General features: G+C 59.5%; 17 protein-coding genes, 1 tRNA gene and 1 pseudogene. 5 read left to right on the top strand and 14 right to left on the bottom strand.

Features of this window, described 5'->3' with window-relative positions:
• The first annotated feature begins 232 nt into the window (after nt 1-232).
• Nucleotides 233-607 carry a DUF6431 domain-containing protein gene (locus HHL09_RS26820; RefSeq protein WP_425491637.1) on the top strand — a complete coding sequence of 125 codons (375 nt, stop codon included), beginning with the start codon at nt 233-235 and terminating at the stop codon, nt 605-607.
• Between the two features lie 62 nt (nt 608-669).
• Entirely contained in the window at nt 670-897 is a 228-nt protein-coding gene (locus HHL09_RS05590) for a hypothetical protein (protein WP_169453559.1), read from the top strand.
• A 213-nt stretch (nt 898-1110) separates the two neighbouring features.
• On the opposite strand, the gene HHL09_RS05595 is transcribed toward HHL09_RS05590, so the two are convergent.
• From HHL09_RS05595 to HHL09_RS05645, 11 genes and pseudogenes are all read right to left on the bottom strand, one after another.
• Nucleotides 1111-1314, bottom strand: a complete 204-nt coding sequence (locus tag HHL09_RS05595) for a hypothetical protein (RefSeq protein ID WP_169453561.1) — start codon at nt 1312-1314, stop codon at nt 1111-1113.
• 152 nt (nt 1315-1466) lie between these two features.
• Nucleotides 1467-1793, bottom strand: a complete 327-nt coding sequence (locus HHL09_RS05600; protein WP_169453563.1) for a hypothetical protein — start codon at nt 1791-1793, stop codon at nt 1467-1469.
• A 615-nt stretch (nt 1794-2408) separates the two neighbouring features.
• A complete protein-coding gene (locus HHL09_RS05605; RefSeq protein ID WP_169453564.1) occupies nt 2409-3554 on the bottom strand; it encodes a hypothetical protein in 1146 nt (381 codons plus the stop codon).
• Between the two features lie 101 nt (nt 3555-3655).
• Nucleotides 3656-4462 (bottom strand): putative phage head morphogenesis protein, encoded by an 807-nt coding sequence (locus HHL09_RS05610; RefSeq protein ID WP_169453566.1) that lies wholly within the window; start codon nt 4460-4462, stop codon nt 3656-3658.
• 91 nt (nt 4463-4553) lie between these two features.
• Nucleotides 4554-4733: pseudogene (locus HHL09_RS26745) on the bottom strand (nitronate monooxygenase); the annotation flags it as partial.
• 1000 nt (nt 4734-5733) lie between these two features.
• The gene (locus HHL09_RS05620; RefSeq protein WP_169453570.1) at nt 5734-7014 is read right to left on the bottom strand and encodes a hypothetical protein; all 1281 of its coding nucleotides are present in this window, start codon (nt 7012-7014) and stop codon (nt 5734-5736) included.
• Nucleotides 6999-7445: an RAD55 family ATPase gene (locus HHL09_RS05625; RefSeq protein WP_169453571.1), complete on the bottom strand. Its 447-nt coding sequence runs from the start codon at nt 7443-7445 to the stop codon at nt 6999-7001. The genes HHL09_RS05620 and HHL09_RS05625 overlap by 16 nt, the downstream gene beginning before the upstream one ends.
• 74 nt (nt 7446-7519) lie before the next feature.
• The gene (locus HHL09_RS05630) at nt 7520-8593 is read right to left on the bottom strand and encodes a hypothetical protein (RefSeq protein ID WP_169453573.1); all 1074 of its coding nucleotides are present in this window, start codon (nt 8591-8593) and stop codon (nt 7520-7522) included.
• A 60-nt stretch (nt 8594-8653) separates the two neighbouring features.
• On the bottom strand, nt 8654-9682 hold the full coding sequence (locus HHL09_RS05635) for a DUF5131 family protein (RefSeq protein ID WP_169453575.1): 1029 nt from the start codon (nt 9680-9682) through the stop codon (nt 8654-8656).
• A gap of 683 nt (nt 9683-10365) precedes the next feature.
• Nucleotides 10366-10743, bottom strand: coding sequence for a hypothetical protein (locus tag HHL09_RS05640; RefSeq protein ID WP_169453577.1), 378 nt, complete (start codon nt 10741-10743; stop codon nt 10366-10368).
• Between the two features lie 343 nt (nt 10744-11086).
• Nucleotides 11087-11159, bottom strand: a tRNA-Ala gene (locus HHL09_RS05645).
• A gap of 221 nt (nt 11160-11380) precedes the next feature.
• Here HHL09_RS05645 and HHL09_RS05650 point away from each other — a divergent pair.
• A complete protein-coding gene (locus HHL09_RS05650; RefSeq protein WP_205760983.1) occupies nt 11381-12004 on the top strand; it encodes a LysM peptidoglycan-binding domain-containing protein in 624 nt (207 codons plus the stop codon).
• A 413-nt stretch (nt 12005-12417) separates the two neighbouring features.
• On the opposite strand, the gene lgt is transcribed toward HHL09_RS05650, so the two are convergent.
• The gene (lgt, locus tag HHL09_RS05655; protein WP_169453580.1) at nt 12418-13455 is read right to left on the bottom strand and encodes a prolipoprotein diacylglyceryl transferase; all 1038 of its coding nucleotides are present in this window, start codon (nt 13453-13455) and stop codon (nt 12418-12420) included.
• 135 nt (nt 13456-13590) lie between these two features.
• Between lgt and HHL09_RS05660 the strand changes: the two genes are divergently transcribed.
• Both HHL09_RS05660 and HHL09_RS05665 read left to right on the top strand, forming a co-directional pair.
• A complete protein-coding gene (locus HHL09_RS05660; protein WP_169453583.1) occupies nt 13591-14874 on the top strand; it encodes an argininosuccinate synthase in 1284 nt (427 codons plus the stop codon).
• A gap of 131 nt (nt 14875-15005) precedes the next feature.
• Complete coding sequence (locus tag HHL09_RS05665) at nt 15006-16172, top strand: sialate O-acetylesterase (protein WP_169453584.1); 1167 nt, start codon at nt 15006-15008, stop codon at nt 16170-16172.
• On the opposite strand, the gene HHL09_RS05670 is transcribed toward HHL09_RS05665, so the two are convergent.
• A complete protein-coding gene (locus HHL09_RS05670; protein ID WP_169453586.1) occupies nt 16169-17170 on the bottom strand; it encodes an NAD(P)/FAD-dependent oxidoreductase in 1002 nt (333 codons plus the stop codon). The genes HHL09_RS05665 and HHL09_RS05670 overlap by 4 nt on opposite strands.
• Before the next feature lie 182 nt (nt 17171-17352).
• Nucleotides 17353-26229, bottom strand: a complete 8877-nt coding sequence (locus HHL09_RS05675; protein ID WP_169453588.1) for an InlB B-repeat-containing protein — start codon at nt 26227-26229, stop codon at nt 17353-17355.
• Nucleotides 26230-26378 lie beyond the last annotated feature (149 nt).

Here is a 26378-nt window from a genome sequence, read left to right on the forward strand (position 1 = left end):
TGAGAAAAGTGGATTCCCGAATCGAGGTTGGAACTTATACCATCCTCATTCGAAACCTGCCGCGGGACGAGTCATTGCCCTCTTCCGCTCGGAGGCTGAAATCACGCACGAAAATTGGCTAGGTTGCGAACCTGACGCCAGATACGTTCCGCTCATCGAGCGGGGAACATGAACTCGCTCTTTCTCGCGCAGAGGGCTTGGTTTGAAAGCGCAGCCCTCTGCCGAGCGGCAAATGGGGCCTCCCAAAACGGGTCCGAATTGTGGGAGCCTTCGTCGGCTTCGATTCCACGGTTACTACTCACGCTTCATGTCCAGCCGCTCGAACGGGGAAGCAATACTCGTAAATATCAGGCGGTATCACTGCCGCGATTGCCTGCTGACTACCAGCTTACTCCCGTGGTTCTACCTCTACTACCGATTGGTGAGAGGGGAAGCCATAGCCAGGTTCCTCCGTGGCGACGGAATCGATGCATGCGACCTGCGCTGGCAGGAGCTTCTTTCACGTTGCCTCCAAAGGTTCGAGTCCCGGCTTCCACAACTGGTCCAACCGGTCGAAGCATCCTTCGGAGTGACTTTGAATGGAACCACCCCCGCGGTCGCATGGTGAGTGATCGAAACCCGGCTGGGGCCGATCGGCGAAGCAACCGCGCCGCCCTATCGGCATGCGGCATGAGCTACGTGGAGGCACTTGTGCTGAGCACGTCCAAAGAAAAGGTTTCCAATCAGGCAGGGCACCTGAAACGCAAGGCTAGGCCCGAGGAGATCGCCCGAATCGAGATGGAGATGGATTCGCTGGGGAAACGTTATAAGGCCTGTGAGCAAGTCTTCTCCGAGAAGCTGAGCTACCCTAACAACACCCCGCCCGCCTCAATCGCACGTTTCTCCCGTGACCGGTAGCTAAAAAGGAAGCCTGTCTCATCGGCTGGCAATAGGCTTCCCCCCCAGGCCGATCCCATCGGATCGGCTCGGGCTTTAATCGAGGTCGGCGGTCTTTAGGCAAAACCCGGCCCATACGGTCCACCTCACGCACCATTCGCGGAGGACCGACACACCATCTTCTGAGTGATGGACCATTAGAGTCAACCGCTCCGCCTCCCCGAGGAAGGCAGTCTACCGAGGACTTGCCCCGGCGTCCGTCTTCCTGACCACGATATTGTGGACCGCGATGATCTCCTCACAGGTGAGCAGGGTTGCCTTCGGCGGGCGGCCCCGAAAGTGCTTCGGCAGCCGCTCCAAGTAGACCTTGTTGCTTTCCAGATGTCCGGGAAGATGCAACTGCGCGGCATCCACAAGATGGAGGAAGTGACGGTTCATAGGACTGGTGCGCGTTGAAATGCTCAAGCCGCCACGCTCTCGCTCTTGAACTTCAGCTGCTCTATCATGCAGTCCGCTACAGCGACATCGTCCCGCGTGCCCTGATATTCCCGGCAAGTGCATCTACTCGCCTGCCGGGCCAATCGGCAAATCTAGAACGCGCATCCTTGGGAGCGAAGACGAGATCGAAATGCCTGCCTTCGATCTTCCGAGGCGATAGCGCAAAGGTGGACAACGCGAAGCGACAGCGCAAGGCGGGCCATAGGGCGGTCAGCAATCTGCTGACGCCGATCCAACGCCGCTTGAAGCGATGCCGCGATCTGAACTCCGCGCGCGGCCGGCACCTTCACGGTGACAGCCTGCGCTTTGCCGTACACGAAGGGCGTGATCCGGTGCTCGCCCTCCGGCAGGTAAACGATCTCGTCAGGAATGCCCTCCGCGGGGAGGACGCTGGCAAAGGCAATGATCAGGCTCCGCATGGAGCCGATGTAGTCCGAAACCGACGTGAAGACGGAAGAGACCAGTGGTCCCTGCAATGATCAAAACTGCCCGAATCTGACAAAATTGTATCTCCGATAACGGTTGCTGCTTGAGCGAGCGCGGCAGCTGGAAAGCGCCAGGTTCGACTGTCTAGTTCGTCATTCTTCCATTCTGGTCGACTCACCGTGATCGAATCCCCCGATAGAAAAAGGGTACACGCAGCAATAAAAGGAAAACAAAGAGGTCCAAGGCTGCGTGAAAGGTTGCCATCAGCTTCGCATTGTTGGTGTGAATCTTATCTACTGCCTGAGCGAGAGCTGTCCCCGTTTGCACGTCATTTTGAAGCGCCTCAACGAGAAGATTATTGAATTCCACGTTGTGATACATCGCATTCCCGTTCGCGAACGCGAACATGAGGAAGCCGACCGCCACAACGACTCGGTGTAAGTTTGATGCACGCTGAAAAGCATCGCTAAAACTGAATCCAAGCACAGCTCCCGTAAGTGCCAAGTATAGCATCCACAGGTCGTCACTATGAGACCGTGTTGCGGTCCAAAGGTTGATCGTTGAATCAAAGTTCATAAAATGCTTCTGCCGTGTTTGTCGGGGGCTCGCTATTTCGCAAGCCAAGCTGGAAGCTCCTCCTCAATTTCAATGTCGATTGGTCTCCAGAACGCTTCTACCTTCGTCCAAGTTCCGGCCTCGTCACCACCTTGGTCACCCCAAACTTCGAATCTGGAAACGACTTCCCCCCCAGGCCTTGAATAAACCTTCTTGCCTTGCGAGTTAATGTTCTCCCGGTGCTGCGAATTGGAATTAGGACGGTAACTCACAATTCGCCATCCCTGTGGCGAAGAATATGCAGTCGCCCAATCGCTCCAACCGCTCACCTCCGTCCAGTCCCTTCTTTGTTCCTTCGCCCATAAGTTCACCCGAGATTGAATACTCGAGCCGTTTTCCGCTAGGCGGAGTTCAGCTTGGCATTGCACACTCATGTGCTCATCATCATGAGTGCTAAAATCACGATCACCGCGGCCAACCTTCGGCGGCATGTAAGAAGTTCTCCCAATGTCATGACTAACTGGTTTCCTCCTTGGCTGCCATTCCAAAACTCCGACCTCAGGAAGTATGCCATTGTATCCCTGCCAACGGGCCCGGATCTTTGAAACCTTTTTTTCGTGAAGCTGATTCGCGATTGACCTGACACGAACAGTCACTTGATAGTGTGTAGTTCGATCAATCAGGCTATTGTCAACGGGAACCGTCGACCCATCGCCAAGAACCAAGTCAAAGCCTAGTAGCGCTTCATCCTTGTCCTTCGAGTCCATGTCATAGCCATGAAAAGTCACCTTTGACCAACCATCTGGAGATGCCTTCAAATCTATCGTGTCGGGAGAGACATGACAAAAAGCTGGCGACAACGGAGGAATCTTTGAACCATCCAACCTGGATCTCAGACGCTGGAGCGATTGGATAGCGCGATCCCCGAGGAAATCCGTATTACACCGAAATTCGACACCACTCTGCGCGATACTCCTTGTAGCAAGCTGCTGAGCATCCTGCCGTATTGTCTCCGAAACTTCTTTAGGAAGATCATTGGCGACCTGCTTCAGAACCGTTTGCCATCGATTCGATTCAGATGTAATATCATCAATGCCGCGCTCGACGACATTGACAGCCTCATCGACACTGTCGCACGAAGACACACCAAGAGACACAATCAAGACAGCTGCAAGAAAGCCAATGGGGAGCTGGTTCATACACGGTCGTTAGCGTGGCTGAATTTCAAGATAAATGTCGAGGCGATTTTCGGAATTGGGGCGAGCGAAGGACCGCCATTCCGTCAACCAGGTAGACCGTTTCACAGTTCATTCGCCAGGCGCTGTTTCACCTCCGGTCCCATCCCGCGGATACTCACCCGCAACCCCTCGTTGAGTTCCGGCAGCGGCTTCTCCAGTTGGCCTTCCGCGCCATCCACGCTCACCCCGGACTTCCGCGCCTCCTCCCTCGGCACATCCTCCTGCCCCATGCCGGAGTGAAAGCCATACGGCCCCCACGGCACACCGAAGCCGCCGATAGCCGGGTCGTTCCGATACTTCGCCCACCAATCGAGATCCGTCTTCAGCCGCACCTCGCCCTCATGCTCCGCGTGCAGCGGTCGCCGGTCCATCACGCTCCGCACCCGCACGAACCGCGCTGAGGGAAACGCCCGCCGCACCGCCGGCTTCATCCCCTGCCGCCACTGGCCGAAGCCGTAGGCCTGCCGCAGGTAGGTGTTAAAGATCCGCCGCAACCGCAAAACGCTTCGAATGTCCTCCAGATCGCCCTGGATCACATCCTTGAACTCTTCCGGCACTGCCATTCCCTCCTCGATCATGAAGCGCCGCATCAGCATTACGAAGTCCTCGCGCCCGCCGACCCGCAATGCCGTCGTCTTCTCTCCCTCCGGCGTCGTCACCTCGTCGCGTACCTTCGCCAGATAGTCGAAGATCAGCCCCCGCGCCCGGTCCAGAAACCGCGCGCTCTCCACGCGAGACGAAAAGAACGACCGCACACGCACGGCCGGCTTCTCCGCGGCCCACTCGGCCGCATCCCATTCCTCCGGGTTCGGATCCTTCTCCAACAGGAAACGCAACGCCACCTCAAAGAACATCGGTTGGTCGATCATGTCGTCAGTCGTTCGATTCTGTCCGCGAGTTCCTCGCGCCAGGCTTTCGTGAAGGCGTCGGTTACCAGATCATCAAGCGGCAGCGCTCCCGGCCACCCGCAGCAATCAAAGGCGCTCTTACTTGGTCTGCTATCTTGGGAATTAACGCAAAGGTCCCTACGAGACATTCCTCCGGCGAACGAAGGAACGCCCCCCTGTGGCCTCCCGCTTCAGCCCCGCTGGCCACGATGCAGTCAACCCCAGCCCGAGCTAGAATCCGATTCGCTGTCACTCTCTAGCAAGACAACCAAACTACCCTCTTTTGGCCTCATCCGAAATCCCTAATGCCAATTGCAAATGAGGCAAAACGGCCCCTTCAAAAGCGCCAACGTCAGATTTCATCATAAAATCAGGTCGACTACTCCCCTTCCTTGCTCAAAAGCACCCAGTTCGGGGCTTCCGCGGGCGAAGATCTGTCAATTTTGCTAGATGGCTTTTTGAGCCACAGTGAGCGGGAACCTACGACACGGGACAAAATTAGGGTAGGTTTTTTTTGGGGGGGGCGACTTATTCACGGTCCAGAGAAATGGATCCAAAGACAAACAGCTTCCCGGGCGTAGCGCCGGGAACGCACGTTGATTCCCTGTTCACCGAGATGAAAGACACGGGAAAACCTTCCGTCCTTCTTTTGCGGTTTGGCGACTAGCAGCGCACGAACCGAAAGCTTGAGCGTCCACCGGGCAATCGACTACAAGATATGCGACCGCAAGTGGATGCTCCGAAGGCCGAGCGGGGCTCCACATGGCTAGCTAACCTCATGAGGCGATAGCGGCTGAGGTCACACCACGACGGCTAAGCGCGCGAGCCCCCATCTCGAAATCAATCTACCCGGGTTCATGGGATCGGAACAGACCGAACGGAGCAGTCCCGCAAGCCACGCGCCAGAGGTCACCCACCCAAGTTCACCTTCCCCCGTTGGTCCCGGGCAACCACTACTGGGAGTGAGCTTGCTCCAAAGAGTCCCTCAGACAGGCTGCCGCCCAAAACCGGAATGACAGATGATCCTTGCTGCCGAAGAACCCACCCTCTCCCGCGTGGCCAGTTAGAGGACGCCCACCCGGGAGAAGGTGCTACGGGGAATCCGGACAAACCCGAACTGGAGAGACCCGTGAACAGGCGGAGCCCCGCATCTGAAGGGCCTGCCTACAGAAAAAAAGAGAAATAAAATTTTCCTTCTCTTTTATTCTTTTGGGTCTTCCTAGTCTCCCGTTTTGCCCTTCTACCGCTCTTCTTTAGTTGCCCTCCAAGTTCCCGCAATCTTCTCGCTCATTTGCCTGAACATACCTCTTCGTTTCCCGGACATTTCCCTGTTTCCGGTAAAGGGCCCCGCACTGATACAAGCGATAATTGGGAATCATCAACCCCGGCATTTCGTAAAACGGCGAGAGGAAAGGAACAATTCTTCCCTGATCCATTAGTTGGTTGATTGCCTTCATCACCTCTTCCCCGCAATCCCCGGTGAACTCCGCAATGCGCTGCGCAACAAGGGATGCATCACCCGGAATCTGGCCCCGCTCGAAAATTCCTTCCGGGTCGGGTGAGAACCGGGCCATTGCGATGAGAGCAGTCCAAACCCGGAATAGCACCGGGTCTGATAGGAACGACGTCCGGGCGGAATCGCTCAGATTGTTGGCCAGGATAAAGAAGCCGCCATCCTCCGGGATCTTGTCCCCAACCCCTCGCACCTTGTAGCGGATTGCGCGACGGACTTTCCCCCGTTTGGAAATCAGTTGCTGTGCCAACAACCGCCCCAAGGCCGCCCTGGTGACCTTCGGTGAAAGTCCCAGTGCCGCGGCAATCTTCTCAGCACCCCAGAAGAATGTCCCAACGTCCGGGCCAGGAGCGTGTTTTGCAATGAGGTGGCAAAATACGAAGACGTTGAAGGTCGGAGGATGCTGCAACTCGGCAACCGACCGAAGGGCCCGCCGGGAGATCTTCACGAATCCGTGGCGTTCCGACATCAGATCCCGCTCCCGGGCTTGTGCTTTCAACACCGGATCATCGGCCGGCTCCCGCTCCTTCCGGGGAACGAAACGCTGGAAGCCGAAATCAGCCGCAACGGGAATCCGAACCGTGGTCCCGTATGCATCGACCAACATATACTGCCCGTTGGCGAACTGGCGCACGTGAAGCTCGCTAGGCCGAGCCGCCAGGTGGCTGATCCCCACGAACACATCGCACAGTTTGACAATCTGCGGGAACTTCTCGATCTGATCCGCTCCAATGCTCTTTCGCACCGCGCCCAGATCATCCGCTTTGCGCTGGCAAAACACGAATACCGGTATACCCCGATCACTGGCCTCCTTTCCAAGGAAGCGTATCACACGCTTGGCTTTTGACCGGGCTGCCGTTTTCGAAACCTTCTCAGGAGAAGCCGGCTCGCAGTGGCTGAACTCCAGATAATCGACGATCAGGCAGGAAAGAGAATCCTGTTGCCCGAGAACCTCATTTAAAACCGCAACCGGATCATCGCGGAAGTCCCGTCGGAAAAAAAACGCTAGGTTTCTTTCCAAGCGACGAAGGGGCTGAAGCGCTTCCGCTGTGAACTCCTCGTCTTGTTACGGTCACTAGGAACCGCAAGCGTATCGACTCGGTCCACCTGCAGGCCGCCATCCTTGAGGAGATCGTAATTCCATGGAATGGCCGACGAGAGCATCCGCTCGAGCGCCTCGTCATCCGCGATCTCGCTGCTGAGATACAAGACCTGGCGCCCGGCGATTGCAGCCCGCTGCGCAACTTGACATGCCAAGGCCGTCTTACCACCGCCACTCGCGCCTGCAACAAGCACGACGCCTCCTTCGAGCATGACCGGGCCCAGCACCTCGTCCAATTCCGGTATGCCGGTATGCCGGTATGCCGGTATGCCGGTATGCCGGTATGCCGGTATGCCGGTGGGCCGGTCGAGGTCAGGCTTCAGGCTTCCATCTTGTGGCTCAATAACCATACTTCAGAGGGTTACTAATTCTGGAAATGCCCGCCCCCTGCCGGAAGCAAGAGAGGGGCAACAGAGGCAGGTCTTTACCCGCGGACATTGAAGACGGCCCGCAGGCGGGCCCCTTCCCGGATTCCATTCACGAAGCGTGGCAGGATCTCGCTGGCGACAAGCTCGACCTTCACGCTTTCTACATCGCTTGCAGTATCGATCAGCGAGGAGGGCACTCCCAGAATAGGATATTCGTCCCATCCACGCTCCACGTAGTCCTGCCGCAGGTCATCGTTGAGGAACGCCGTCACTCGCTCGCAGGCCCAGGAAGGCAAATCGTGATCCACGACAAGCACGCCTCTGCCTCCGGCCGGACGCCACTCCTCAAGCAGGCAGCGGATGTGTTCATCAATACGCCATGGCCCCTCGCTTTCCGCATTAATGAGCACCGTCTGCCAATCTGCCGGTGCATCCGTATCCAGGAACTCCTTCAGGGAATCCAAGCGGGCTTTACCGGCTTCCGCCGATTCATTCACCTTGGATGAATCACTGAAGTCGAAAATCGCTTCCGGGAATTCCCGGGGAAGCAACCTCTGCCATCCATTGTCCTTTGGAGCCAGAACCAGGCAGCGGAGTTCTGCTCCCTCTCCCGCCAAGCTTTCAATCATCGTGAGGGAATGCTTGAAGGGCCCGATGCACAGGATGTCCAGGAACTGGCCAGATTCCAGGATCTGGAACACGGTTCCCCCTGCGTCGAGAAAACTCCCATATGCTTCCACGAACTTTTCGTCCAAGGCCTTCAGGAGTTCCCATTCTGCGACGTCTTCTTCCGGGGAATCAACATCAGGTCGCTTCCCTCCAAGAATGTTGAGGATGAGCCGGAGGATTGGTTTCCATCCCAGTTTTCCGGGTCCGGTTTCCTCGATCTTACTCGCCATTGCGACTGCGACATCGTACCTGCTCGCTTCAGCGTCGATGAGGCAACGCACTTGGAGCGCTTCATAGCACACCTCTTCAGGAAAGAAGGCCGACAAGGCCTGCATCAGAAAGTGGTCGACGATGTCAAAGTGATCCGGTCCACTTCCGAAACTTACTGCGATTTTCCGATCATAATCGGGAAAGTCGGGCACTTCGAGAGCCATCGGCGTGTAGGTTGATTCTTTTTTCATTGTCTTGTATGATATGGAGCAGCAGCTCCTTCGGAGCTGCTGCCTGGCCCGCAGGCCAATTTAGCCTTGCTTCCGCGCGCCCTTGCGTGGTTCAGCAATCTGTAAAAAGGCGGGCGGGAACTCGCGGACCCGAAGATCTTCAGGCCACTCGTCCCATTCACCGCCATGCTTGTCCTTGAGGACGACTGGCTGACCGCCAGCCTGAGGCTTGGTCCCGAGTTGCTTCATGAAGAAGGCCACCCCGCATTTCCGCGCGTGGTCCCGCAAGCTGCGGGCCCACGCAAGATCAAAGGGCTCCGCTTGGAAACCCGACTCTCCTCCAACGAGGCACCAGTCGATGCCCGTCAGGTCGAGTTCAACATTCTCCCACAAGGGCTCGACACTCAGGCCACGCACCTTCGCGGGAATTTGGGCCAAGAGGCTCACGCCCTTGGCCATCTTCTGGCCCATTACCGAGGTCATTGGCACCAGGTTGTCAGGCCAGGCCACCCCTTGAGCTTCGAGCCATCGGCTGAATCGCACCATTCGGGCGGGACGCTTCGTAAGCCACAGCCAGACATGCGCCCGGCTATGAAGCGACGTCGCCACATCGACGATCTCCTTCTTCTGGAACTCGAACGATACCCCCGCAGACAGGGCATCTCCCATGTCGCTGACAAAAATCAGCCGCGGCAAGCCATCGAGCCAAGGAGACCCCGGCCGCTTGGTTCCCGAAAGGTCGGACCATTTCGCGGCTTGTTCCATCCGTCCCGGAAACTCGGTGACTTTTTCGAACTTGGTAGCATAGCCCTTGTTAGTGAACTTCAGGGGATTCTCGTCGTTGGCACCATGCCGCAGGTGGAGCACCGCGGCATAACATCGCACGGCTCCGGAAATGGCCAATGCGACAGCCCGGACCGCCTTTTTCGAATAGGCTCCCAACTTGGTGAGGATTGCCGCCGCTAGCACGCCGCGCTTGTGGTAGAGGTCAGTCACCAGGAGGGAACCAAACACTGCACGCGTCTCCGCGATTGCCTCGACTTTCCCGACGCCGAGGCCGGACAAGACCGAAGCCACCACATCGGCGACATGCTTCGAAGAAGGGAACAACGGACAACCGTCGCACCCCATAGCTGGATTAATGGCGCTATCGCACCACTGAATAGATTAATATTTCATGTATATACAACATCTAACAATTTGAAGGACACATCGGGAAAAGACCTCCGGCCACGGCGTCAGATGGCGGGAGTTTATTGACGGCAATGAGCCATGCAGCTTGCCCATAGAGGGAGCATGCTTGCCTCAACGGCTCTTCGGATTTGTTAGGGAACCAACAACCTGAAGGCCCACATCGATGTTACGGTTCAGGCTCTTCGTAAGAGCATGAACCAGATGGGGCGGACTATTGGTAATCGGCCGCTGGCGGAACCGGAAGGTCCGCAGTTAGAATGTGAAGAGGCCAGGGTTCTCTCGCCGGGCCCTGATTCCACACCCGTGGAATCGGTAGCCTTCGGCACCGAGAGCCTCGGCGCTTCACTGGAGTTCCCTTGAAGCAGGGACGTAGTTGGGCCCCTGAGCAGGGACCGTCTGTGCCGGGCATCAACCGCCCTTCCCGGCAGCACATGGTGCGGGCTCGCAGCAAGATCGTTGGAGATCACTTCCAAGGCTTGGTCGCGTGGTTGAATCACTCGCATTCCACACCGGCTTCTGGCCGGGTCAAGACAATCGCTAGGGAATGGAAAAGCTGTTCGTTTTCCTATTCGCTGTAATCGGAGCACCGCGTCCGGCTTCTACCAGGCAGCCCCGCTCAAGAGGGCAATGTAGGACGCTTTCGGATGGCGCAACCAATCCCCCTCGGAGGTTCCCTGAAGGAGATGATCCAGCAGGCATCGGATTGCGGAGGTCTTCTGATCGTCCGTGTTAGAACGATGACGGATTTCCTGTCCAGGTGCAGATCGCGTTTCGGGAGGGGACATCACGAGTGGCATGCCCAGCTTTCGAAGCGAGGCATTCAGGCGGTAGTAGCCACGGACTCCACTCACCGGGAAGATCTTTCCGCGATTCACCAGGTCGTAGAAGGTCGACTTGGCGAGCGGCGGGGAAAAGAAGTTACTGAGAGAATCGCGGCTAACCGCGAACTCGGGATAATCGACAGGTTGATTCTTCATTTTGCGCTTCTGGATACCATCACAGGGACTCTCCCCGTGCTCGGTGAGCCCGGTCTAAGAGGTCGGTCTGTACGGTTCTGGTTGGTATCCACTCGGGTAGAACCCGCGCAGCAAAGGAGCCAAAAACCTCGTCCTGCCTACATCTCACGCGACGAACGTCAAGAGACAAAACGCCGAACGGCCGCCTCACTTTGAGGGCTCAGCGGTTGCCAAAACGGTTGCCAGAAATGCACCATCTTTCCGGAATCCACCGGACGTTATACCAACTACCCGGATTTCCAGTTTATTCAGCCATAGGTAAAATGCCCTTAGAGCAAGGCTAAATCCAGCACGAGAAAGGAAGTGGAGCATAGGAGATTCGAACTCCTGACCTCTTCATTGCGAACGAAGCGCTCTACCAACTGAGCTAATGCCCCTCACTTCTCCTTACGGACGGCCATGGGACTGCCATCTCCGCCGCGCGGAGGCAAGGGGAATCCTCGGACGCGCAGGGCGAATTGTCGGAAGATTTTCCGACGCCGCGTCCGGAATCCTGATTCCCGGGAGCCCCGGAAATCAAGCTGGCTGCGGGAATGTACGAGCAAATGGCCTTTTGCGGACATTCAAGCTTTGCCAAGGTCCCTCCTTTTCAATATCCATGGCCATGCGATTGCGCTGGTTCTTACTCCCCGCTGCCGCCCTCGTTGTGGCATTTCCCGCCTGCACGAATACGGGCGGCACCACCGCCTCGAATCCGGGCGGTACCGGGCCCTTCGATAGCCGAGGCAACTACGTGGAAGCTTGGGCCGACAGCCCCTCCAAGTGGAAGGAAGGCTCCCGTCAGGTCGTCAATGCCGAACCCGAACTTCCGCCGGCCACCGATATCCCTGTGAGCCCTCCGCCGGTGCTCGCAATGAACGAAACGCCGAAACCCGTTTCCTCCACCACGACGGTCGTCTACAAGAAGACCCCGACCCGCAGTTCCGCCGGCTCCGCCTCTTCCTCCGTGGCGAGCAATTCCTCGCGCCCGAAGGCAAAAACCACTTCCTCCAGCTCAAAGCCGGTGGTCGTGAAGCCGAAGAGCACGTCCAAATCGAAGACGGTGGTCAGCACCAAGCCCAAGCCGAAGGCAAAGGCAGCAGCCCGCCACACGGTGCGCTCGGGTGACAATCTTTACTCGATCGCCAAGCGGTACGGCACCTCTGTCGGCGCGCTCCAGAAAGCGAACGGCGTGAAGGGAGCGATGATCAAGCCCGGCCAAACCCTGACCATCCCCAAGTAGGAGCGGATTCAGGACATCAATTCTTCCAGAAAGGGCGGACTCCCATGTCCGCCCTTTTCTTTTGTGTCGGACCTCAGCCCACGAAAGGTAGGGACGAACGCCCCAGCACGTCGACGGGCGGTCCCGGAGACACGGGGACCACGGCAATCGCTTCCCGGAAAACCGCGCCCCTGCTATCTCTCGTCCAAAGCGTACCCGCGCCGTGATGCCCCACGGGCCGCCTGTTAATTTCCCTGTTATAACAGGCGAAACAGGCATCGGCACGCCCGCCATTTCCGCAGTCAGGGTCGGCGATTTCGCGTCGGGGACCACTGGGAGGGATTCCGGCAAATCCGCCCCTCCGGCAGGTTACCGCCATGTCGGCTTTATATGCGTTCCCTCTCTGTCCCGATCAGGCTTCTAGCCCCAGTCCCTCACGCGGGGCGGGAGGGCCGGATGTACTTTGCCGAAAGCAGGAAGATCACCCCGGCCACGACCATGAACAGCGAGAGGAATTGCCCGCTGGTCATCGGACCGATCATCTTCGAATCCGGCTCCCGGAATTGCTCTGCGACGATCCGGAAGAGGGCGTAGAAAATGAAAAACAGCCCCGTCAGCACCCCGTGCGGAGCGTTCGGATATTTCACCCGGACCCACCACAGGATGGCAAAAAGCGCCGCCCCCTCCAGCAGGCCCTCGTAGAGCTGGGACGGATGACGCGGCAGCAGGAAGGGCTCAAGCGCCTTCGAAACCTCCGGATTGTGGCGCTGGACCTCCAGCACCTGGTCAAAAAAGGCATGGTCCGAAGGCCCGCTCTGGGGAGCATTGATCCATTGCTCATACAACGGGCCAAGTTGCTGCGGAGCGGCATCCGCGGCGGCCCGCATGGCCTCTGCAAAATTGCCACCTTCGGCATTGGGCAGGTCCTTGCTTGGAGACTGCTCGACCAGCGCGCGCGGGAATTTCACCGCCCAGGCCACGCCTTCCGCCGTCCGGCCATACAGCTCGCCATTGATGAAGTTTGCCATCCGCCCGAAGAGCAGGCCCAAGGGGGAAACAACGCACAGGCCGTCGCCAAGCCCCCGCCAGGAGACCTTCTTCCGCCGGGCATAGACCCACGTGAAAATCACCAGCCCCAGAATCCCGCCGTGGCTGGCCATCCCCCCTTCCCACACCTTCAGCAAGGCCACGGGGTTCTCCTTCAGCCAGCCCCAGCCATGCTGCTGGGGGTAGTACCAGAGCATGTAACCGAGCCGTCCGCCGAGAAAGACCCCGAAAATCGCCGCAGCGGCAATGAAATCCCCCGCCGCCCCGGGCGGCAGCACCCAGAGATTCCTCTTGGCCAAGACGTTCAGGAGCCAAGCTCCCACCACAAAGGCCGCCAGGTAGGCCAGCCCGTACCAGCGGAGCTGGATGGTATCCGTGAAGCGGATCAGAACGGGGCTGAGGTCATGGACGTAAGTCGCGAACACGCGGCGGAATAGAAAGCAGCCCGTAGCGACTAGCAAGTAGCAAGGGGACGGGCGGAAGAAGACCGAATTTTCTCCCTCGCTACCTGCTACTCGCTACTTGCTACCCCTCCCCGCCCGTGTTGTCCTCCCGCCGCCATGAAAATCGTCGTTGCCTACTCCGGGGGTCTGGATACCTCCGTCCTGCTTCTCTGGCTGAAGGAGAAGTACAATGCTGAAATCATCGCCTACTGTGCCGATGTGGGCCAAGGCGCCGAATTGGACGGCCTCGAAGAGAAGGCGCTGACCACCGGTGCCTCGAAGTGCTACATCGGCGACCTGAAGGAAGACTTCGCCGCCAACTACATTTTCCCGATGATCCAGGCTGGCGCCATCTACGAGGGCCGCTACCTGCTCGGCACCTCGATCGCCCGCCCATGTATCGCAAAGGGCATGCTCGACATCGCGCTGAAGGAAGGTGCCGATGCCATCGCCCACGGTGCCACCGGCAAGGGCAACGACCAGGTCCGCTTCGAACTTTCCGCCGCTTCCCTCGCTCCGAACGTGAAGTGCATCGCCCCATGGCGCGATGCTTCCTTCCGCGCCCAGTTCCCGGGCCGCTCGGAGATGATCGCCTACGCCGAGGCTCACAACATCCCGATCAAGGCTTCCATGAAGAAGCCCTACTCGATGGACCGCAATCTCCTGCACATCTCCTTCGAAGCCGGCATGCTGGAAGATCCGTGGTACGACGCCACCACCCCGGCCGACCGCGAGATGTATGTCCTTTCCGTCGCCCCGGAAGACGCCCCGGACACGCCGGAATACGTGGAGATCCTTTTCGACAAGGGCAACGCCATCGGCCTGAAGCACGATAACCTCGACGCTCTCGTCGCTGAACTCGGCGACGTGAAGGTCACTGGCCAGAAAGACGGCTACGCGCTCCTCACTCCCTACGGTGTGATGCGCGTGCTGAACCTCCTCGGCGGTCGCAATGGCGTCGGCCGGGTGGACATCGTGGAAAACCGCTTCGTCGGCATGAAGTCCCGCGGCGTCTATGAGACCCCCGGCGGCACCATCCTGCTGGCTGCCCACCGCGATCTTGAAGCACTTACCGTGGACCGCGAGGCCATGTTCATTCGCGACGGCCTCATCCCGAAATATGCCCAACTCGTCTACAACGGCTTCTGGTTCGCACCGGAGCGCGAAGCGATTCAGGCTCTTGTCACCCACACGCAGCAGACCGTCTCCGGCGAGGTGCGCGTGAAGCTCTACAAGGGCAACGTGATGAATGCCGGCCGCAAGAGCCCGCACAGCCTCTACTCGGAAGCCGTCGCCACCATGGAAGGCGGCCAGGAAGCAGCCTACAACCAGGACGACGCCACTGGCTTCATCGCCCTGAACGCCCTGCGCCTGAAGGCCAGCGCCCGGCAGGTGAAGTAAGCGGCATTTCCGCTCGATGATTCACGGGGCCGGTGGCGCAAGTCACCGGCTCCTTTGCTTTCCAACCGGTCTCTCTGGTCCACCACCTCATTGCGTTGGCCTGCCCCGGCACTCCGTGCTCCATTTCAGCCGTGCGCCCCATCCTGCTCTTCCTCGCCTTGCTGACTTCAAGCCATGCGCTTGAATTCGCGCGGCCCTTCGGTTCGCACATGGTGCTGCCGATGAACCGTGAGGTCCCCGTGTGGGGCACTGCGGAGCCCTTGGAGGAAGTCCAGGTAAGCTTCGGTCTCACTACATGGACCACGCACGCAAGCGCGGAAGGACGCTGGCGTATCACCTTGGCCCCGCTTCCGGCATCCGATCTGCCGTCGGAACTCAAGGCGAGCTCGCCGACTGCAAGAATAGTCCTTCAGGATATCCTCGTCGGACAAGTCTGGCTCTGCTCCGGCCAGTCGAACATGGACTTCCAGCTTTCCAAGGCTGTTGGCGGCAAGCAGGAGGCATCCTTCGCCGGAAGACAGAAAAACATCCGCCTTTTCAATCTCACCGGAGCTCCGACCGACGGTCGCCGCTACGACACCGCCACTCTTGCACGGCTGAACGGACGCGATCACTTCCAGGGAAGCTGGGAGCGTGCCACACAGGGCTCGGCCGGCTATTTCTCCGCAGTCGCCTGGTGGACCGGACGCATCTTGTCCGAACATTACGGCGTGCCGGTTGGCCTTGTCGAAAATGCCGTCGGAGGCTCCGGCACGGAGGCATGGCTCCCGCTCGATCTCCTCGAAGCCGACCCGGCCTACCAGCAACTACTAGGCTCATCGTGGTATCAAGCGGGGAAACTCAGCCCTTGGTGCCGGGAACGGGCAAAGGAAAATCTCGGAGCTCATCTGGAAGAAGCCCATCCCTTCAAGCCAGGCTTTCTCTTCGAGTCCGGGGTCCGCGACTTCGCGCGTTTCCCCTTCGACGGCGTGCTGTGGTATCAGGGCGAAACCAACGCGGAGATCCCGGACATGGCCTGGCAGGTGAAGGTCATGAGCGATCTCGTGAACGGCTGGCGGCGTTCGCTCCAGCAGCCACACTTGCCCTTCTACATGGTCCAGCTCCCGCGCATTGGCGGGAATGACCCGTTGCGCCAGAACTGGCCCGAGTATCGGAAAGCCCAGGCGAAAGTTGCAGCGACACTGAAAGGAGTAACTCTGGTGGTAACCCAGGATCTCGGCTGGGATTCCCCGGATGTCCATCCGCCCGACAAGCTACCCGTCGCACAGCGCCTCGCGGGAGCCATTTTGAGGCACTAGAGATTTTTCAGGTCCAAAGCCGCCTCGATCTCCACGCCATCGCTCACCCAGGCATTCAATCGCGCCGAAACGCCGGGAGCATAGAGCGACCCCTTCGAACCCAGCCCGTTGAAAACCACCCGGCCATCGGGCAGCGAACCAATGACCGGCTGGCTCTTCCGGATAATCGGCCGGACCCCGGCTTCATGGGCGATGACCTCGAAATCCTCTCCACCCAGCGCCCGAAGGATCTCCTCCACCCGCGCTCGGCCTGCCGCGGTCGGCTCACCATCGAGCCGGTCCCACACATAGGTGGAGCCCGCCTTGAAAAGCCCCTGCCCCATCGGCACCAGCCAGCCACCGGCTCCAATGAGAATCCGATCGTCCCGCCAAGCATCTGCCCTGACCGTGAGGATCTCACCCTTCGCACACCGGTGCATCCCAAGCCGACCGGCAATCAATCCAGCCGCGCCTTCACAGAGGACCTCCTGAGAACCTTCCAGCGCATCACCCCTGACCGTGGCAAAGAACGCTCGCGTCCCATCACAGAAGGCCTTTGTCGCCACCCGTCCACCGCCACGCAGCACCACCGCCGCTCGCCATCCGGGCACATCCTCTTCCACACGCTCGATCCAATCTCGCGCCTCATCCAGCTTCCCGCCAACCTTTGCCCACTCCTTCTCCCCGACCATCCGCCAGACCGGCAGCGGGAACCACAGTTGGTGCCTCAAAACCTCGGCGACGCGGCCATAGAATTGCTCCGCTTCGGGAAGAAACTCTCCGAGCCTCCAGCTCGCATTGAAGTTCTTGCCGGTAACCGGATTGATCAAGCCCGCCGCCATCCGTGAGGAAGCCGCCTCCCTTTCGTCGTCCTGCCAGGTGAAGGCCTGCCCCCGGAACCAGCGCTGCCATGCCAGACAGCACCCCGCCAGTCCCATTCCGGTGATATGAAGTGATCGTTCGATGCTCGGATATTCCAATGCGTGATCACCAAAGGCAATGGCAGACCAGGCTGCCACGAGGCATCGCAGCTCTCAAATGAGAGGGACGTCCTTCTTCCGAAGGAAGGAATGCTGCATGTTCTTCCGTCCCGGGCCTCTCATGACCGGCCTTTTTCAACATTCAAGAGCTGCGACACCTCGCGGCAGCGAAGCCCCCCGGCCCTCCTTGCGGAAGACCGGGGAACCTACCTGTCCAAGAGCTACTGAAGGGTCACTTTGACCCGGCCCAGGCGTTTGCCGGCCGGCGCCGTGGTTCCGGAATCCGTGATACGGACCTGGCGGCGTCCGGAGGCAGGCGCGTCCTCAGTCGAGGTGGCCGTGCCCGTCCATCCCGCGCCATTCACCTGCTCCGCCACTTCTATCCAGGTGCCGAGATCATCAGAGACTTCAATCTCGTAGCGGATGTCTGTCGGCACGGGATGCGGCAGGCTGAAGCGCAGGCGCAGCCGGTCTTTGCCGCCCGCTTTCACGACCTCGGGGATAACCTCGCCAAACTGGGAATCATCGACACCGCCGGCGGGATCCAAACCGAAGGCATATTCGAGAACATTCGGAGTGCCGTCGCCATCGGGGTCCGCATCTGCGCCGACGATCGCCGGATCGCCGATCTCCTGCTCCGTGAAATGATCGGCGAGCCACAGATTGTAACCGCTGAGCGCAGGCACCCACGAAACACTATCAACCCATCCCGCGTCCGCAGCGGAGCTACCGCTGGCATCCTTCACGTAGCGCCAGCGCAGCGTGTGAACTCCGGCAGGAATCGCATAGGACTTTTGGACCCAATCGACGTTGCCGGTGATACGTCCGCTCTGAAGCACCCCGTCGATGTAGAACTCGAGATAGTCCCCCGCCTGCGAGGAGACCTTCCATGCGAAGCCAAGTTGACCGGAACCATTCACCGTGGTCTCCATCCAGCTCTGTTGGCCGTGGGCGATCGGCGCGCTCTGGGCCGCATCGACACCGTCGAAGCTGGTCACGATCTGACCGGTCCAGATGCCATCCCCTGCGGTATTGTAGGAGAGGTTGTTATCCAGTGCCACGGGCAAGCTGGTTCCGAAGCCCGCGTTGATCGTCTTGTTCGCCATCATCGTGAGCAGCAGCGGATTCTCCGTGCCGGTCACACCACCCGTCCAGCCGGTGAAGATCAGCCCCGCATTCGCTGTCGGCGTGAGGGTCACCACAGTGCCACGATCATACTTCGGCAGCTCCGGCGATTTCGCCACGGTGCCGAAGTTCGCATTCACGGTGAGGAAGTATTTCGCCGAGTTGATGTCATTCGGGATCGTGCCATCGGCAAACTCCACCGCATTCGTCACACCGTCACCGTCCGGGTCATGCGTCCCATTGTAGGTGCTGATGCTGCCGTTGAAGTAGGTGCGTTCCCATGCATCCAGCAGGCCATCCCCGTCCTCATCTTCGGTCCCGGCGTTCTGACCGGAAATATTGATCAGGACGTTTGCAGGACCGGCACCATTGTTCACGATCCGCAGGTAGTAGGTCTGAGCAGGCTGCCAGGGCCAGGAGGTCGTGGTCAGCGGCTGGTTGAAGCTGCTGTTCGCCGAGCTGCTGTTGTAGTGCTGCCCACCGCTTGTCCCGGGAAGGGTTCCCTGCTCAAGGCGAAGCTGAACCGTGGCCGGATGCGTGGTGGTCCACTTCAGGCGCGTGCCATCCGCGGGAGCCACGATCTTATAGAGAACATTGCTTGCCGCGGGGACAGTCGTATCGATCACCCCGTTGTAGAAGCTCACAGGCGTCGCAGCCGCGATCGTCCCGCTGCTCGTACTGGTCACGCTGAAGGTGGCATCGGTGTTCGCGCGGAAGCCAGCATAGTAGGTATGTCCCGGACGGAGCGGCGGCGTATTGAAGGGATAGGTCGCCGGAGCATCGTGCCCATTGGTCTCGTAAGGCCCCTGATTCTTGTTATCTGCAGCCCACGATTCGATCGAGCTGGTGCTGGTGCCGCTGTTTTGGCCGGAGGGCACGCTATCCCGCAGCCACATCACCACATCGCCCACCTGCTGCGTGAACCCAAGACTCCAGTTCGCCGGAGCATCGACCGGCACGGTGAAACGGTAGTAGCGCCAATCGCGGCCGATCAGGGTCTGGTTGCCGACATTCGCGTTCGCCAGGTCAAGGTCCGTGACTTGACCGGTGGACGCGATGAGCCGGTAGCGGGCATTGCTTCCACCCTTTGCCTTCACGCCGAAATACCAGCGGCCCGGTCGCAGATTTCGCTCGGTGCGGCCATCGAAGGGCACCCAGTTTCCATACTCGGAACCGCTGTCCTCCATCTTCCGGTGAACCAGAGCATCTCCGCCCGATTCCGCACCATTCGTGTCGTGATCCGTAGTCGGCACGCCGTCCTCGCGGATATAAAGATCGGGGTTGCCGCTGATAGCGCGAAGCTCCGTACGGAGCAGGCCCGAGTTCCCCACCGGAACATCGATGGCATAGAAGTGCCAATCATCCTGACCGATATCGACGCCGCGGTCGCCGGGCAAAGGATTACCGGAGCTGTCGTTGCCGCTGTCCCCGAAGGTGAAGTTGTGCCCTGCCGGCATCTGCCACGCGGGCCGCTCCAAGGTTACCGGATGGCTGGTGATGGTGTATTGGGTGACGCCGGTCGCCGTGACTTCGATGTACCAAGTCTCGTTGAAGGTGAGGAATGGCGGCACGATAAGGCCGGTATTTCCGGTGATGGTGACACCATTACCCGGATTCCCCCATTGCTTGTAAATGCGCAGGGTCGTGTCCCCTTGGCCATGATTCATCTTCACCTGCCAGCCAAGCACCGGTTGTCCCGAAAGCGTGGCGGGGACCTGAATTTCGTAGAACTGCTTCTGGGCATCTCCGAGTTGCTTCGTATCGGAGTGCGAGAAGCCGTTCCCGTTCAGGCTGGAAGCAAAGTTCAGCACGCCCCGCGACTTGGCCACGATCGTCAGATCCCCTGTCGCATCCGGGTAGGTGCTGGAAAGATCATCCGCACGGAGGGTCAGGCTGTAGGTTCCGGCGGGAGGATTCGGCACCGTGATAATCGAATCGGCGATCACGCGTGCCGCACCACCGGCAGGTGTGGACGATTGGCCGCCACCGGTCGCATAGTCATTCACGGAGGTATCCGGGAAAGGAAGACGATTCCCGGACATGAGAGCCATCCGTGGATTGCCCGTGCGGTTGTTTAATTGCAGTTCCAAGCTAACCACACCCTGTGGCACGGTGAACTGGTAGCCCTTCACCTGGCCGCCCGAGAGACTGACCGCATGATTGATCGGAGCCAGACTGGCGGTGCCGAGATTGGTTACCGGAATCGATCCATTGCTCGCCAAAGTGCCTGTGCTGTTGCCCGTGCCGATCACCTGACTTGAAGGAGGGTTCACCCCTTCGGAGACGACTGCGATGTAGTAGTCGCCAGCCAGAACGTTATTCTGATTATTGGACGGCAAGAGCACGTAACGTTCCGCCCCGGCTTTCTGCAGCTTTGCCTGGCGGCTGTAATCGTCCTGCATGTCACCGTTGTAGACCGCGAGGCAATCCGGGATGGCTCCACGGCGGGCGGCGAGCATCATCTCGCCGGAAGTCGCTGCATAGGTGAATTCCCAACTGGGCGTATTTGCAGGCACGGTCACCTTGAAATAAGCCGCCTCGCGCGCGGCGAGATTCTGGACGTTCACATTGCTGCCGGAAGCAAAGCCGAGCGCACCGACCGGGATCGCTTGGCCATCGCCGATAAAGCGGCTTTCAATCGTGTAGGCGCTCTTCTGTCCCGAAGTATTGTTGATAGGATCCGAACCATCGTTGTAGATCCCGATGAAATAGTTGCCCGGCTCAAGCGGGCGCCCCATCGCAGCCACGATCCGATCATCCACTCCACGACGATTTGAAGCGGCGGTATCATAGGTCCTGCCGGTCCAATCCGTCCCGGCTCCCCACTGGTAGCCGGATGGCCAGGTTGCGGAGGAAGATGGGCCCCAAGAGGACGAGGCCCCGTTATTGGTTCCCGTCGAACTGGGCAACTGATCGCGACGCACTACCATCTGGGGATTTCCACCGGTGATGTCTTTCAAGCGGAGATCCCAACCCTCAATGCCGGCCGGAATGGTCACCTGATAGAACTTCCACGTGGTCGAGGGATGATCGGTGACATTGATCGTTCCTGCACCATTTGGAATCGTCTCGGGAGCTTGGGCCTGAATCACGAGTTTCGCCGTCGCATTCGGCCAAGCACTGCCCGCCTCATCCGCCCGGACCGTGAGGGTGCAAGTCCCGGCTGGCGGGCTGATCACATTCACCAAGCTGCCACCGGTCTGACGCGCAAGTCCTCCGCTAAGGGTCGAAATCTGGCCCCCACCGGTGCCATAGTCATAGGCAGAGGAATCGGGCTGCGGTACGCGGGGCCCCGACATGAATGCCATCTGAGGATTCCCCGTGCGGTCCTCCAAACGGACTTCCATGCTCGAAGTTCCAGCGGGAACCGTGAAACGGTAAGTCTTCACCTGCGCACCTGCGAGCGAGATCTCCTTCTTGAGCCCGTCGAGGCTGACGGCACCGAGATCCTCCACCGCTGGGGAACCGAGGCTCGTGAAGGTGGCATTGCTATTACCGCTTCCCAGCACGTTGGAAGCCGGCGGATTCACCCCTTCACTGATGATCCCGATGTAGTAGTTGCCCGGGGTTATGAAGTCCTGGTTGTTATCCGGGAGCAGGGAATAACGCTCGCTCCCCGGTCGCTGCGTTTCCATCTGCATGCTGCCACTGGCCTCCTGGATGTTCCCACTATAGCCGGTATTGAAATCCGGGATAGCTCCCCGGCGAACTGCCAGCATCGCCTCGCCCGCCGTGGGGCTAAGCGTGAACTCCCAACGCGGGGTATTCGGCGGCACGGTCACCTTGAAGTAAGCTGCCTCGCGCGAGGTCAGTTCGGTCGCGGAAACCGACGAGCCTTCGGCAAAGGACACCTCGCCGATCGTGATCGCCTGGCCGTCGCCGATGCCGCGGCTTTCGATGCTGTAAGCAGCGGGCATGTTCGCAGTACCCGTGATCGGATCGCTTCCGGACTCATTGTAGACACCGACGAAGTAAGTGCCGGGAACCAAGGGCCGGTTCGCTGCTGCCACAAGACGATCCCCGATGGCACGCCGGGGAGTAGTGGAAGTATTGAAGGTGCGGCCTGTCCAATCGACCCCACCTGCCCATTGATAGCCGGATGGCCAAGTGGTTTCACCCGAAGGTCCCCACGAACTGCTCGCACCGTTGTTCGTGCTGGTATTGAATGGCAGTTGATCGCGGCGGACCACCATCTTCGGATTTCCGCTGACGATGTTCGTAAGGCGAAGATCCCATCCCATGATCCCTTCCGGCACCGTGACTTGGAAGTAGCGCCAGGATGTGGCGGCCTGATTGGTCACCGCTGCGTTTCCGGCATTGAAAGCAAGCAGCACCGGTGCATTCGCCATGATGGCAAGGTTCGCGCTGGCATCTGGCCAACCTGCAGATTCGTCGGCCCTTACCGTCACGGTGTAGGTCCCGGCGGGAGGATTCGGGAGCGTGAGAAGATCATCCTCCATGATGCGACCGATCGAGCCCGCAGGCACGGAAGTCTGGCCGCCGCCCGTTCCGTATTCATAAGCGGAGGAATCCGGCTGCGGCACACGGGTGCCGGAAATCAACGTGAGCTGCGGATTTCCCACACGATTGTCCAGGCGCACCTCAAGACTCGCAGTCCCGGAAGGAATCGTGAACTGATAAGCCTTTACCTGGGCACCCGCCAAGCTGACCGGCTGAATGATTCCCGAAGCACTCGCAGCGCCGAGATCCTGCACGGCGAGCGGTCCAAGATTCGTGAGGATGGCGCTGCTATTACCGGATCCGATCACATTCGACCCGGTAGGATTGACGCCCTCGCTTACCACCGAGATGTAGTAGTCACCTGCGGTGATGGCGGTCTGGTTATTGTCCGGCAGCAGGAGGTAGCGCTCCGCACCGGTCTTCTGAACTTTCACTTCGCGCGAGGCTGTGTTCGAAAGCTCCTGCATGTTGCCGCTATAGCCCGCGAAGAAATCAGGGATCGTTTCGCGCCTTACTGCGGCAAGCACTTCTCCGGCCGTAGGGCTGAGGGTGAATTCCCAGCTCGGAGTATTGGGCGGAATCGTGACCTTGAAGTAAGCGGCTTCCCGTCGTGCAAGGTTCGGGATGTCTACGCTGCTGCCCGGAGTGAAGGGCAGGTTATTGATCGGAATCGTGAGGCCGCTACCAATGCCACGGCTCTCCAAGGTCATCGAAGCGGCTTGGTTCGAGGTCCCGTTGATCGGGTCGTTTCCGTCATTGTAGATCCCGATGTAATAAGTGCCGGGAACAAGCGGACGGTTCGCAGCGGCCACGATGCGGTCGTTCATGTCACGCCGCGGGGATGCCGGGAGATCATAGAGCCGTCCGGTCCAATCCGTCCCACCGGCCCATTGGTGGCCGCTTGGCCACACCGGGTCGGCCTGCGGCCCCCAGCCGCTGCTCGCACCGTTGTTCGTGCTCGTATTGAAGGGGAGCAAATCCCGCCTCACCACCAGCGCGCAGTTGCCACCGTTGGCATTGGCCAAGCGCAGGTCCCAGCCTTGCACGCCAGCCGGGATATCCACCCGATAGTAGCGCCACTTGAGAGGCTCGATCCCTGTCACCGAGGTGGAGCTTTCCGGCGCAAGGGTCGGCGGCGTGATCGGATGCACGTTGAGGGTGAACGTCCCCAAGGGTTGATGGGGCAAAAATACACCTACGTACCAGACATCCGCCTGATGGTTCACGCGCTGGATGAGTCCCGTGGTGCTCGATTCATCTATATACGTCGAGTTCGTATCTACAGCCGAAGCGCTGCCGCCTTCGCGTTTCTGCCAGCGGCTAGGAACCTTGTTCCGGCGCAGGGCGAGTTGCGATCCAGGCACGTGGTTGGAAAGCTGCAGCTCCCAGCCGAGCGCGCCAACCTGGGAAGGCACGTCGGTCAGCGCGAAGAAACGCCAGCCTGAACGGGTGGGCTGATCATTCACTTCCACATCGGTGAACGAAATCGGCGTGATGACCGGATCCCCGTTCTTCAAATTGAAGGTATAGGCGGCATCGCTCCAAGTGGTGATGTACCAAGTGCCATCCGTGAGATAGTTCGGCACCAGCGTGATCCCTTCGGTCGCGCTTCCCGGTGCTGCGGAAAAGGCTTCGTTATCAAACTCCGCAGGAACATTGCCCTTTCTCACACAAACATTCGGATCACCCGCCAAAGCCGTGGCGCTAATGTCCCAGGCGATCTGGTCCACGGGAACCTGCACGCGATAGACACGATATGGCGCGCCAGTAACCGCGACGTTGTTGACGCTTCCGTTATAAGCGAGATCGCTAACGGTTTGGATCCGCGAATCCAAGCCAACGACCTCGCCCATCGGTGCGACCACGCTGACAAACCAAGTGCTCGTCCCGACGCCAAAGACGGGCGGCACCATCAGCATCTTCGCCGCTTGCTTGCGGGTATAGTTGTTCGAGTGGTTGTGGAAGGGCAGCTTGTTCGAACGAAGCGCGATTTCACGGTTACTACCACCGAGCCACAGGCTCCACGCCGGCGCGCCAACCGGAATCGTGGATTTATAAAAGCGCACGCCTTCCGGGGGCATTGCCATCGCCGGGGCCTCCTGCGGAGCTACCCCTTCTCCGATGTCATATTGCCCGTTGGCATTCCCATCCGTGAAGGGAAGCGCTCCAAGCTCATGCACGTAAGGCTTGCCACTGACCAAGCTCCATTGCGCGCCCTCCGTGGCGAAGACCATGAGATACCACTCCTCATTCGCTGCGAACTGGTCATCGCGCAGCACCAAGCCGTCCGATCCCGTCTGCACCGAGTTGTGGGTGCTGCTGCTCATCGTGGGAAGCGTGGTCTTGGAGAGGTAGAGAGCAGCCTCACCGGAACTCACCGCAAGACGCGAGCGCCAGCCACCGATGTCACTCGATTGCGTCGTGATCCTGAAGTAATGGCGCCCGGCGCGGGTATTCGTGTTCGAGAAGATGGCGGTACCCGCTTCAGCCGTGCCTGGATCCCACGCCAGGCTGGTAACGACCGGCTGCCAGTCATCGAGCGTCACGGTGGTCGCCGTGTAATTCACCCGAAAGGAGCCACGATCATTCGACAAGGTGTAACGCGATCCATTCGGGAGACCGGTGAAGGTCCCTGTGACACTGCTTCCCTGGATGACCGTGAAGACCGAGCTACCGGCGACGGTGTCGTGGAAGTTGTTTACAAGATCGACCTGCAAGCTTCCCGCAATGGTCACCGCACCGGTGGAGGTGATCTTATCGTAGGTGCTACCAACGCTGGTCCCGCCGAGCTCGATGGAGGTTGATGACCCGGCTTGCAAGGTCATCGATCCATTCACCTGAAGGGCACCGGTGCTTCCCGGCGCTGCCGGAGAAATGCTTCCCGCAACCGTGAGCGGCGCGACAACCGTTCCCTGAAGACGCAGTGCCGAGCCTGCCGAAACGGTGAAGCCCGAAGCCGTGATCGTTTGGAAGGTCGCCGAGCGCAGGGTCCCGGACTGCAATGTCACTGCGCCTGTGCCCGAACTGATACTACCGCCCAGCAGCATCTCCTGCACCGGAGCGAGCAGCACCGCACCACCATTGGTCGAGATGCTCGCGCTTGTGGTGATCTTTCGGCCTGCATTCAAGGTCAGCGGAAGATTGCCGGTGTTGGCAGCGAGCGCGGAACTGATCGTGATGTCGCGAACGGCGTTGAAGGTCACTGAAGCGGGGTTCGCGCCCGAAAACTTGGTGACGGCCGTGGTCACCGTGATATCGCCATTGCCCGCGGCCGGGCTTGCCGTTTCCAGCGTGACGCTATTGCCAGCGTTCAACTCCGTCTGAATCGAACTTGCTTGGACGAAAGCCGCGGCATCGACCGGAGTGAAAGTTTTCGGATTCGTTCCGGAAAAAGAGCCGCCGGCGGTAGCGGCCGTGGATATCGTGACATCGCTGGCGGCGTGGAGACCCGCGGGGAAAAGGAGGAGGCAGGCAAATCGCAGCGCTCTTCCTGGGAAGGGATGAGGATTCATGGAGGAGTTGGGAGGGGAAGACGCCGGGAGGCGTCGGTTTGGGGTGGAAGGATTCCGACGGTCCCGGCAAGGCCCGGCTGAAGGGGGTGGTTTTCGCCACCCGGCCTCCAAGCGGGTTCCACCTAACACATCGGGTGGACCGGTCATTT

Source organism: Luteolibacter luteus, from assembly GCF_012913485.1.
GTDB lineage: Bacteria > Verrucomicrobiota > Verrucomicrobiia > Verrucomicrobiales > Akkermansiaceae > Haloferula > Haloferula lutea.